Annotated in this window: 11 protein-coding genes; 8 read left to right on the top strand and 3 right to left on the bottom strand. The window is 53.7% G+C overall.

Annotated elements, in window-relative coordinates:
- The first annotated feature begins 91 nt into the window (after positions 1–91).
- Both VKV29_RS04255 and trxA read left to right on the top strand, forming a co-directional pair.
- Complete coding sequence (locus VKV29_RS04255) at positions 92–307, top strand: cold-shock protein (protein WP_324200061.1); 216 nt, start codon at positions 92–94, stop codon at positions 305–307.
- A 936-nt stretch (positions 308–1,243) separates the two neighbouring features.
- The gene (gene trxA / locus VKV29_RS04250) at positions 1,244–1,567 is read left to right on the top strand and encodes a thioredoxin (RefSeq protein ID WP_324200060.1); all 324 of its coding nucleotides are present in this window, start codon (positions 1,244–1,246) and stop codon (positions 1,565–1,567) included.
- Positions 1,568–1,636: 69 nt separating this feature from the next.
- Here trxA and VKV29_RS04245 read toward each other — a convergent pair whose 3' ends face one another.
- Positions 1,637–2,299 (bottom strand): hypothetical protein, encoded by a 663-nt coding sequence (locus VKV29_RS04245; protein WP_324200059.1) that lies wholly within the window; start codon positions 2,297–2,299, stop codon positions 1,637–1,639.
- 90 nt (positions 2,300–2,389) lie between these two features.
- On the opposite strand from VKV29_RS04245, the gene VKV29_RS04240 reads away from it, so the two are divergent.
- From VKV29_RS04240 to VKV29_RS04225, 4 genes are read left to right on the top strand one after another with little or no spacing between them, the layout of a single operon-like run.
- Entirely contained in the window at positions 2,390–3,106 is a 717-nt protein-coding gene (locus VKV29_RS04240) for a putative N-acetylmannosamine-6-phosphate 2-epimerase (protein WP_324200058.1), read from the top strand.
- Between the two features lie 42 nt (positions 3,107–3,148).
- Positions 3,149–3,646 (top strand): DinB family protein, encoded by a 498-nt coding sequence (locus VKV29_RS04235; RefSeq protein WP_324200057.1) that lies wholly within the window; start codon positions 3,149–3,151, stop codon positions 3,644–3,646.
- 54 nt (positions 3,647–3,700) lie between these two features.
- Positions 3,701–4,978 (top strand): vitamin K epoxide reductase family protein, encoded by a 1,278-nt coding sequence (locus tag VKV29_RS04230; protein WP_324200056.1) that lies wholly within the window; start codon positions 3,701–3,703, stop codon positions 4,976–4,978.
- Entirely contained in the window at positions 4,975–6,060 is a 1,086-nt protein-coding gene (locus VKV29_RS04225; RefSeq protein WP_324200055.1) for a carboxypeptidase-like regulatory domain-containing protein, read from the top strand. Before VKV29_RS04230 ends, VKV29_RS04225 begins: the two co-directional genes overlap by 4 nt.
- Positions 6,061–6,073: 13 nt before the next feature.
- Here the strand turns inward: VKV29_RS04225 and VKV29_RS04220 are convergent, their stop codons facing one another.
- Positions 6,074–7,096, bottom strand: coding sequence for a Gfo/Idh/MocA family oxidoreductase (locus VKV29_RS04220; protein ID WP_324200054.1), 1,023 nt, complete (start codon positions 7,094–7,096; stop codon positions 6,074–6,076).
- Positions 7,097–7,525: 429 nt separating this feature from the next.
- On the opposite strand from VKV29_RS04220, the gene VKV29_RS04215 reads away from it, so the two are divergent.
- Positions 7,526–8,092, top strand: coding sequence for a sigma-70 family RNA polymerase sigma factor (locus VKV29_RS04215; RefSeq protein ID WP_324200053.1), 567 nt, complete (start codon positions 7,526–7,528; stop codon positions 8,090–8,092).
- A gap of 246 nt (positions 8,093–8,338) precedes the next feature.
- Here the strand turns inward: VKV29_RS04215 and selD are convergent, their stop codons facing one another.
- Entirely contained in the window at positions 8,339–9,403 is a 1,065-nt protein-coding gene (gene selD / locus VKV29_RS04210) for a selenide, water dikinase SelD (RefSeq protein ID WP_343217337.1), read from the bottom strand.
- A 337-nt stretch (positions 9,404–9,740) separates the two neighbouring features.
- Here selD and VKV29_RS04205 point away from each other — a divergent pair, with 337 nt between their 5' ends.
- Positions 9,741–10,253 (top strand): hypothetical protein, encoded by a 513-nt coding sequence (locus VKV29_RS04205; RefSeq protein WP_324200051.1) that lies wholly within the window; start codon positions 9,741–9,743, stop codon positions 10,251–10,253.
- Positions 10,254–10,578 lie beyond the last annotated feature (325 nt).

Genomic DNA, 10,578 nt, shown 5'->3' with positions numbered 1-10,578 from the left:
TCTTCTTGACAAATTGGCATACAGGCTTTATACTTTTTTGATGACCACCGGGCATATACCGGAATTCGTTTCCTTCTTTAGGAGGACGTGTATGCAAATTAGAGGTCGTGTTAAGTGGTTCAGCAACGCTAAGGGATATGGGTTCATCGAAACCCCGGAGGGTAAGGACATATTCGTCCACTACTCCGCCATTCAGCAAGAGGGCTACAAAACGCTCACGGAAGGGCAGGAGGTCACTTTCGAGATCGTTGAGGGCGCGAAAGGGCCGCAGGCCGCGAACGTCATCGCCATCAACCCAACGAGCTGAGTACCTACGCCATTGCTGCCGGAGATAGCCTCTCCCCTAGCCAAAACCACTCGGATACCCCCCGACTAAAGGCAGGGGCTTGTGCCTAACCCGATACCTTCTGGTTGACACAATAGGCCGCCAGACAAGGGCAGGTGCCCTGCAGCCCGTGCTTCTATTTACACACGGCGTTCACGTCGCCGTTACATACGAAGCCACAATGGAAAGACACCCCGACGCGCCCCTCGCTCGAAGAGAGAGGCGACGCCTTCGGAGAGTTTGACCCAATAGGAACGGGCATTATAGCGGACAGAGTAGAGGGCAGATTGAGGGCAAGAAACAGACTTCTCTTGCTTTCTTCGCACTTCAAGGCCAACGCCCTCCCCCTCGGGAGATTTAAGTGATTCGGTGGCTTTTATGCGGGGAGAGGAACAGTTGCGACGGGAGTGTAGGGTAAGCGGTACGCAGGCTCTTGTAGGTGAAGTGATGCAGGCGCGTCCCGTTGCGTTGCCGGTTGCCCACCCGTAGCGGCACACGCCATTGAAGCAGTCGGTGACCATGCACAAAGTGTCCAACAAGACCGCTTTTGTCACTTCGTTTGTGTGCAGTTTCAATCGCAGGGTGAGATTCAAAGGTGTGCCCTTCTGGTTCACGATGTAGGCCCAAACGACGCTATCAAGAACACAATACCGAAAAACCCAAAGAAGTGTCTAAATTCCTCGAAAGAAAGGAAGACGCGCTTAACCTCACTGACTAAAGGCAAGGAGGCTCTCGCCTCTATTTTACGATCAGGCTAGATTGCGAACCCTATAGGAACTTCTCTCTAGGGCGGTTCGTAAGTGCTATCCGAAGCAGATCGTTGCGAGGGTTCTAGGCCTGCCTCTCTCGCAACGATTTTGTATCCCAATCTACTTTAAACGGAGGTTCATGACCTCTTAACGGTTAGGAGTCAACTCTATGAGTCATGCTCGCCCCCTTACCGCCTCCGAGTTCGAGGCGGAAGTCATCAAATCAAATGTACCGGTCGTAATAGATTTCTGGGCAGAATGGTGCCATCCATGCCGGCTCATTGCCCCCCACGTGGAAGCGCTTGCCCAGGAATATGCGGGCAAAGCCAAAGTCTTTAAGGTGAATGTAGACGAGGAAAGAGAGATCGCCGAGAAGTACAATATTCTCCAAATCCCAACGCTTCTCTTTTTCAAAAATGGGAAGGTTGTGGATCAGTGGATCGGCACCACCACGAAAGACACCCTTGCCCGCAAGCTAGAAGCGCTGTTATAACGCTTCCACCATGATAAAAGACCACCGATGGTCGAGAGGTTTCGACCATCGGTGGTCGGATTAAGTTCCCTATTTGCTCGCGTTCGTCGCACTGGCTGCCGCCTGTGCTTTTTGCAGCTCCTTCAAGAGAGGCACAATGCGGTCATAGTCAAGCAGTGCGGTGGCAACCCACAAGTTGAACCACTGGGCGTCTGTACCCTGCTGCTTGTTGAACCCAGGGATAGTGTGAGCTAACTTTACAGCCGTTCTTATTTGGTCGTCGCTCAACAGAGGACGGACGCTATTGGAGACCGCGGCAATATTCTTGTTGTTGATCACATCGCGCTCCTTCAATACGGCGTTTAATGCGTCATCAAACTTCTGCTGCAGATCGTCTGGTGGCTGCTTGCCGAGAAGCGCTGCCCGATGGGCTGCCTCGATCTTAGGAACTAGGTCGGCAAAATACTTGGCCGCCACGGCCCTCATCTGCTTATCGTAGTCCTTGATGGTTGCCTCAAGAATGGCCTCGATTTTGGTAAGCTGGGCGTCGCTTAAATGAAGCGGGGTGATCAGTTGCAAACAGGCGATCTCCTGCATCTGGCGCATCAACACATCTGCTTCCACAGGGCTGCTCTGCGCATTCGGCCCACCTGCATCCGCCCTCGCCCATGGGCTAGCTCCCAATAGGACGAAGCCACATAGCCAACACAACCCTAACAATAGCCGCCCTATTCGGGTAGAATAAGAATGCATTTATCCCTCCTTACAGATAAGACGTAATGCCCACTGCACGGTTACAGCCTTGCCTAATATAAGAGTGTAGCGCATCGAGCACGAAAAAAGATGACAGTCAAACAACAACTCCTTCAAGGCTTGAAAGGCGGCCTCATCGTCTCTTGCCAAGCCGATCCATCTACTCCACTCGGCCACCCCCAGGTGCTTGCCGCCCTCGCGGCGGCAGCGGAGCAAGGTGGAGCAGTGGGCATACGGGCAAATGCGCCGGCCAATATCGCAGCCATTTCCAAACAAGTCTCCGTGCCGATTATTGCCATTTACAAGCAAATGTACCCCGATTTTGAGGTCTATATTACCCCCACGCCGCAAGCGGCACAGGAGGTCTTCTCGTGCTGTACCCCCTCACCCGCCATTATCGCCTTCGATGCCACCTCCCGCCCACGCCCCAATGGCCACACTTGGCAGGAGATTCTTCGCTTCATTCAGAACGAGTTGGGCGCTCTGGCAATGGCCGACATTTCCACCTTTGAAGAGGGGCTGGCGGCAGCAGAGGCCGGCGCCGATCTCGTCGCCACTACCCTGAGCGGTTATACCGCTTCCACTGCATACAAGCGAGAACAGGGCGGCCCCGATCTGGAGCTTGTCGCTCAACTCGCCAAAGAGGTTTCATGCCCCATTATCTGCGAAGGGCGTATCCGATCGCCGCAGGAGGCCTGTGAGGCGCTCTGTGCCGGCGCCTGGGCCGTTGTTGTAGGTACGGCGATTACGGCCATCGATCGCGTTACCGCCAACTATGTGGCCGCCATGAAAGCCCATGCTCGGTGATGTTTATTCTGTATCCGTTCGTAATTTGCATTGGAGAATAAGATGGCGCAAAGTCTACTAGCTTTCTTGAAGTCGCAATCTAGTAAGGCATACCGAAACTTCTTGAGGGAGATCGAGGCCGTCACCCAACAAGAAGCTCTTTACCACAAGCATCCCCGTTGGCCAGGACAGACCTGGGGCATCGGCCAAGATGGCTCCATTGCGGGCATCGTCTATCATGTGGCCGCCTGGAAACAGGCTTCGCTTCCCCTGCTGCGTGGAGAGGAGGCCGTCTCTCCGATGGAGCATCCGGAAATCCTACCACCGCCGTCCATCTCCTGGCCCGAAATCTGTACCTGGTATCGGGAGGTAGGCGCCGCATGGTGTGACCAACTGGAGAAACTGCAGGAAACCGACCTCGATCGCAACTGCTTTTTCTTCGATGATAACCCTATTCCGTTGTCAAAACTTATCTCGGAGATCATGTTGCACGATGTTCAACATGCATCCCAAATAGAGTATCTTCGCCAACATCTTCGTGCGGAAGAAATCACGCGCTAATGCGTAAAAGAACAAAGAGGCTTTGTAGGCCTTTAACCCTAGAATGAGGTCGTTATGAAGCGTATTCTCACGAATAACATTACCTTAGTTCTCTCTGCCTTCGGCATTCTGCTAGCCGGCTATTTAACGCTTACCCATTTCATGCCCTCGGCACCGCTGCCGTGCAGCATGAAGGGGGCAGGATGCACGGAGATTCTCCACGGCCCCTATTCCCATTTGGGGCCGATACCGACTGCAGCGTTTGGATTGGGCATGTATCTGCTTGTTTTTGCGCTCGCACTGCTCCGCAGAAAACTGCTGCCCACCGCGGAAGCGATACCGGCCTCTCTTCCCGAGCCGGCCATGGCCCCAGCAGGCGCTGTCACGGAAACCGCCTCGGCTCTGGCGCAAGTCCGCGCAGCCTCCATCCCCACCGTTCCCGATAGGAAAACCGCTCTTAGCCCCGCCGTTCTCTCGCGTCTACTGTTCTATGACCGCCTCATCTGGATACTTACTACCTTGGGCTTTTGCATCTCCTGGTGGCTGCAATATATCGCTATCTTCGTCCAACACTCCTTCTGCCCCTACTGCTTTACCTCTGCCCTCACCGTAACTATTCTGGCCGGCATTGCTTGGTACGACTATGTACAACAAGGCCGTCCACTAAACAGCGAACAGAAAATGTTGGCGCTGGTGCTGAGCTTCATCTTGGTGCTGTTGGGCTTCATCTACGTCCCCGGCATCGTTGCTATGTTGGGAAGCATCTATACCGGCCCCGTTCAGCACTCTATCAATATGCGCTCCATTCTCGTTCGACCGGGGGCGCACATCTACGGCAACCCAAAAGCCAAATATACCTTGGTGGAGTTTGCCGACTATAACTGCCCCCACTGCGCCGAGGCGGCTCAGGCGCTACCTGGCCTGTTGAAATCCCACCCCGATATCTGTCTCGTCTTTCGCAACTTTCCGCTTGGCCTAGACACCGTTCTCCACTTCACCTATTCCGGCATGGCGGCGCAAGCGGCGGAGGCCGCAGCCCTTCAAGGAAAGTTCTGGCAGTACCACGATCTACTCTTCAAAAACCAGGCCGTTATGCAAGCGCCGGGCTTCTCCCCAAGCCAGTTCGCCGATTTCGCCAGAAGCCTCGGAATGGATATCCAAAAGTTTACTGCCGATATGAACAGCCCTGCCATCATCCAACGGGTGCGCCAAGACTACATGGATGGTCTACAGGCCCGAGTCAATTCCACACCAACCTTCTTCCTCATCACACCCGACCATATCTACTCGTTTATAGGTATTGACGAGTTCGAAAAACTTCTCAAAGAGCCAAATAACGAGGTGTGGAAGTGAAACCCTTTTTCGCCATCCTAGCCACAATGCTCCTTTTACTCGCCGGAAGCCTGGCAGCAACAGCCGCCGACATGGTCTATGTCTCCGGCCAAGTTACCGATGCCGATGGGCAGCCTCTCTCCAACGCGCTTGTGGCCGTGTTTAATGACAGGAATCAGGTGGTGGACTACGCGCATACCGACGATAACGGCAACTATATTCTCGCCCTACCGGTAAGCGCTCTCCATCTTCCCCAACATCACAGCCAAACGTTTTTGGCGCAAGTGTTCGATACCGCCGGTCATCTTGTCGGAGGGCTTTTCGATTTTATCGCAAACCCATTGCGTGCCGGTGTGCACGCCGCCGCAGCCGGTGTGGCCGCAACCACTCCCAACCCCCTCACTAAAGGCGGCATTGCTATTGGCGCAGGCGTGGTAGACCAAACCCTCTTCGCTCTCTCGCCAGACAAACAGTCGCCCGCCCAACAGCAAGCGAAGCGAAAGCAACCCGGTGTCCTGATGCTGAAAGTCATCGCACCCGGGCACAAAGACTTTGCCGCCCCCGCAAGTATCTACTGGATGGAAGAGGATATCTTTCATGTGGCCGGACGAACGCAAAAGGCGACCGTTGCGTGGGTCGATCCGGTGCAACTGGCCTCTTTGAACACCAAAGAGGCTTCTCGCGCCGACTCGAACTATCTCGCCTTCACAGAGGCTCGTCTCTCGCCAAGCCTGGCCTCCTACGGTCAAACGGTGCGGATTGAGGCGTTGCTCCCCACCCCATCAGTACCGAAAGTCGCCATTGTGGTTGTGGCACGCGATGACCACAACGGTCTCATCTGGCAGCTCTATCCTAAAGGAGACGGCTGGTACGAGGGTGAGTTCACGGTGGATAGACGGTTTCCTGTAAACGACCAAACGATCAGCATTCTTGCCTATGGAGCCGACGAACAGCACCCGGGCCGTCGCCCCGATGTGGAACGCAACATCCTACGCGCCGGGCTTTGGGATCCTCACAAACCCTTCCTTTACAATCCGCTTTTAGTGTGCAGCCGTAACCGAGCCGACTTAACTCTAACCGTGCTGCCACCGGTACAGCGCTAGTGCTTCAAGACCTTCATACCTCGATCGATCGCCCCGTCCGCGCCGACTCGTAGGCGGCTAAAATAATCTGCACGTTCCGGCGCCCTTCCTCCGGCGTCGCTCGCAAGGGAGCGCCCTCTAAAAGCACATCCAGAAAGTGAGCCACCTCGGCATCAAAGCTCTCTTGCCAATGATGGTTCTCAATAAGCACCTGAGGTTCGTTGTTGGCAGGAAACCACACCAACCCTCGTCTTGGCCAAAACGCTTCCAACGTGAGGCTGCCCTCGGTGCCGAAAACGGTCAGTAGAGGGGAGCCTCCGCGATTGCGCGTGGCGTGCCCGGCAAACAACTGCCCAAGGTGCCCCGGTTGGAAACGAAAGTTCAGCACACCGGTGTCCTCGCTTTGAGGCCCTAACTCCGGACGATGCTGTGTGGTCATCGCTTGCACCTGCACGATCTCTCCACCGATATGACGGAGGATGTCTACATGATGTATCGCCGCATCCATAAGCTGCCCTCCACCCGCCTCTTCCGGTCGCGCACGCCAGCCGCGGTTCATAGCCTCTGGCTGCCAGTGGGCGTAGGTCTGCTGTAAACCGGTGATGGTGCCTATTCGTCCCTCACGTACGATCTCCGCCGCCCGATTCACCACCGGATCAAGCCGCATGTTTTCTCCGTGAAACAGCACCACGTTCGCCTCTTTGGCGGCGGCGATCATGCGATCGCAGTCCTCTAAAGTGTTGGCCAGAGGCTTTTCACATAAAATATGCTTCCCCGCCCTCGCGGCCGCAATAGCATATTCCGCATGAAGATGATGGGGCAGGCAAAGGTCCACCGCATCTATCGTTTTATCCTCTAAAACCTCATCATAAGAGGTTAAGATTCGGCTTTGGCTTGCCCGGCCTAGCCGCTGTTCATAAAGCTGGCGAGCATGCTCCGCCTTCTCTCTGTCGAGGTCGCAAAAGGCCACAAGACGTGCGCGCTCTTGCTGTTTGGCAAAAGCAGTAATATGCTGTGGGGCAATGACCCCACAGCCAACCAGGGCCACTCTAAGCATGTTCTCTCCCTTGTTTGCTAATATCTGGCTCAGCGCTGTTTCGTGCAAACAGAGTCTACCGCATCTTTTCCCCAAGCGCGCCATCGCTTCCCACGTCCTCAGAGTGCGACTTCTATATTTCCCTACTTCTTTTCCCATCTAAATTTTGCTCGTCGGTAACCCTAGATAGCCTCGCTTCAACAATAGAGTTTGGAAGTGTATGCGATTTTTGTTTCAGAACATTTCACGATAATTTCACATCTTTATGCTATGATATGAAGAGTGAAATTCGAAATATATTGATATTCAATGATATGTGTTGAATTTTCTACATCTATAAGCTCGACTTTCAATCACTAAGAAATTTGGTTCGGCAAGATCAATGCAGTTGTTTACTTCTCGATGGGCCATGATGCAAGCTCGAAAATACCGTGTACGAGGAGAGAAACAGTGCCGTTCTATCTACATCCTGCTGCACAAACCAAGACGTTGTGCTGTCTGTCCGAAGCGGAGCGGATAGACTATCTTTGTCGCACCTACCGTGACAACATCTTTCGCATCTGCTGCCGGTTTCTCCACGACCCGGAAGATGCTGAAGATGCTGCACAGGAGGTTCTTTTACTCGCCGCCAAGCATCTTCCCCAATACCGTGCAGATTGCGCTCTCATGACATGGATTTGGCACATCGCTCGCAACTACTGCCTCAGTTATCTGCGTGCACGAAGTGCCCATGCCACCGACAAGCTTGCGGAGGAGACACATTCCGGCGACAGCCCTATCAGCGAGAGTGAATTTGACAACATTCTCTTCTGTCATCAGGTGGAGGCCATCGTTCTCTTTCGTCTCAGCCTCTGCGACCGCCTTATCTACACATACCACTTCCACTATGAGATGAACTCCAACGAAATAGCCTCTGCTCTTCCTGCCACGATGCACCTCAGCGCTTCTGGAGTTCGTACTCGTCTCTGCCGAGTCATCCGTCCGACCATTCAACAGGTACTCAGCGAAATGGAGTAGACACAAAACCTCTGCAACGATCCGGAGTGACGGGCGACCTCTTTGATGTCTTCTTAACCCCGAACAACACACCGCCGGCAGCCTGCTTGCCGGAGCTACTCTCGCCGTGCGATATCGAATGTACAAACATATCGCCAATCACATTCTTGGAAACAAACACGCCTAGCGAAATGTAGAAAACAGACTTTGACTCAAAGGCCCACCGGGCGCTCCCATCTCCCTGTTCTCCTTTAAAACGGGAGCGCCCTATCCCAATACCCGTATCCGCGACGCAACATCCTGCACACAACGGCCGATCACCACAGGGTTTGCAACCCCGTTTGCTCTCAAAGCCTCCAGCAGCGCATCTACACCCTCCGGTGCCACCACAATGGCCAGGCCTCCGGAGGTTTGTGGGTCGAGCATCACGCTGAGACGGGTGGCTGCGACTCCCTCGGCCACCTCCAGGTGCGCCCCCAAATACGCCCGATTCTCGTGTTCGCCTCGGGTTACATTGCCGGCAGCCGCCAAACGCTCGACCTCCGGCAGGAGAGGAAGCACTGAACTCTCCAACTCCATGCCCACGCGGCTCGCCTTAGCCATCTGGAACAGGTGCCCCAGCAACCCATAGCCCGTGATGTCGGTCGCCGCGTGAACCGGCAGCTCCGCACCTATTCCCACCATGCGCATGGCCGCCGCTGCTCCCCTATTCAGCATGGCCATGCTCCGACAGGCCACTTCGAGAACCTCCGCGGGGCACTCGTCAAACTTGGCCGCCGTGGTGATGATCCCTGTGCCCAACGGCTTGGTCAGCACAATTACATCTCCAGGGCGCGCCCCGGCATTTGTGGCGATATGTTCGGGATGTACCAGACCTGTAACGGCCATACCGAACTTCGGCTCGGTATCTTCCACGCTATGCCCGCCTAATAATGCCACTCCCGCCTCACGGGTCTTCTCTGCACCGGCCTCTAAAATGGCACGTAACTCCTCGGCAGGCCGCTCCCGAATGGGATAACATAGAATGTTGAGGGCCGTGATCGGCTCACCGCCCATCGCATAGACATCCGAAAGGGAGTTGGCTGCGGCGATAGCCCCAAACCAACGCGGGTCGTCTACGATCGGCGTAAAAAAATCTACCGTCTGTACCAGCGCCGTCGTTTCGTTTAGCCGATAGACGCCAGCATCATCGGCCGTATCGAAGCCCACCAGCAGCGCCTGGGAGACGGATGGAGGCAGTTCGCGCAGCACCTGCGCGATCTGGGCTGCTCCAATCTTGCTGGCTCAACCGGCACAACGCACCAAATGTGTCAGTCGCGTCCGCTGATCGATTGGCTCGCTCACAACCTCACCCCCTTTCCTACTCTCTTGTGGCTCTGATCATCTTACCATCGAAATCCCCAAAACGAAGGGAAAACCTCTGTGTTTGGCAATCGAAAGCGCTGGGACACAAACATGATACTATACTATATGCTCGTGCTTTAACCCTATACCAACTTTACTGTGTAAAGGTTCTCGGTTTGAGGACAACAGCATGGCACTAACCTATATATAGACATGGCTAAATCTTTGAAAATAAACAACCTCTTAGCGTATAATAACGTGAGAGCTTAGTTCGGGCGCTGCACCCCGCACCTCTAAATCAGATAGGGACATGGAGGGAGAAAAGATGAACAATAATTTAAGAGTGAGTCATCGCCCACGGTGGATAATTACATTGAATATACCACGCTTCTATGGCATCGTCAGTGCTATGATCCTACTATTCTTTTTGGAGTCTGCAAAAGCGGCAAGAGCACAGTTTACAAATGCCACGATCTCCGTGACGTTTGGTTCTCCTGACGCTATCTCTGCTGCCGCAACTTGCTCTGCACCGAATCCAAATGATGGAGTTGAGATTCAAGGCAACATCTACCAAGTCATTGTCTACTATGACTCAAACAATGAACCCATAGCAACTGTTCAAGTTACCGCCTCGGATACGTATGGAACTGCTGGTCAGGGCAGTGTTACACTTTACATTCCGGCTTCCACAACTCCCTATTCGTATTTAACATGGGACGGTTATGATACAGTATTTCAAAACAAACCGATAGATGCAGCATCCGCAGTATATTATATCAAGCCTGCTTTACAGCTGGAGATATATCGTCGGGGCAGAGTTTGGGCGGAATTACCGTGAACTCCCAACAATCTAATAGGATATCGTTGCAACCATAGAAATCCAACGTTCACATACACTCACGGAATGTCTATGAAATACCGTCTAGCGCTCCTGTTAAGTATAGCCCTATTGGGAGGTCTCGTCTATTATAACGTAAGATACCGACATCACCAGCATTTTGTCTCCCATTCAACGAGGATTGTTATACCATCTCCCCCTCCTCACACACCTTTCCTTGCGGCAGCTATCAACCTAGATACCCCTTCAACCAGAGAATGGTCGAATACTCCTCAATTAGAACATGTCATAACCCTATCTTTTCAACATACAACAGTTTCGAGGT

It is taken from the genome of Chthonomonas sp., assembly GCF_035294165.1.
Taxonomy (GTDB): Bacteria; Armatimonadota; Chthonomonadetes; order Chthonomonadales; family Chthonomonadaceae; genus Chthonomonas.
Note: the sequence above shows the minus strand (reverse complement) of the source record. Positions and strands in the feature narration are given on the sequence as shown.

Coding starts and splice junctions, on each gene's coding strand:
- VKV29_RS04220 (WP_324200054.1), bottom strand. CDS start 7,096: ATGCTTAGAGTGGCCCTGGTTGGCTGTGGGGTCATTGCCCCACAGCAT.
- VKV29_RS04205 (WP_324200051.1), top strand. CDS start 9,741: ATGAACAATAATTTAAGAGTGAGTCATCGCCCACGGTGGATAATTACA.
- VKV29_RS04235 (WP_324200057.1), top strand. CDS start 3,149: ATGGCGCAAAGTCTACTAGCTTTCTTGAAGTCGCAATCTAGTAAGGCA.
- VKV29_RS04255 (WP_324200061.1), top strand. CDS start 92: ATGCAAATTAGAGGTCGTGTTAAGTGGTTCAGCAACGCTAAGGGATAT.
- VKV29_RS04230 (WP_324200056.1), top strand. CDS start 3,701: ATGAAGCGTATTCTCACGAATAACATTACCTTAGTTCTCTCTGCCTTC.
- VKV29_RS04240 (WP_324200058.1), top strand. CDS start 2,390: ATGACAGTCAAACAACAACTCCTTCAAGGCTTGAAAGGCGGCCTCATC.
- VKV29_RS04245 (WP_324200059.1), bottom strand. CDS start 2,299: ATGCATTCTTATTCTACCCGAATAGGGCGGCTATTGTTAGGGTTGTGT.
- trxA (WP_324200060.1), top strand. CDS start 1,244: ATGAGTCATGCTCGCCCCCTTACCGCCTCCGAGTTCGAGGCGGAAGTC.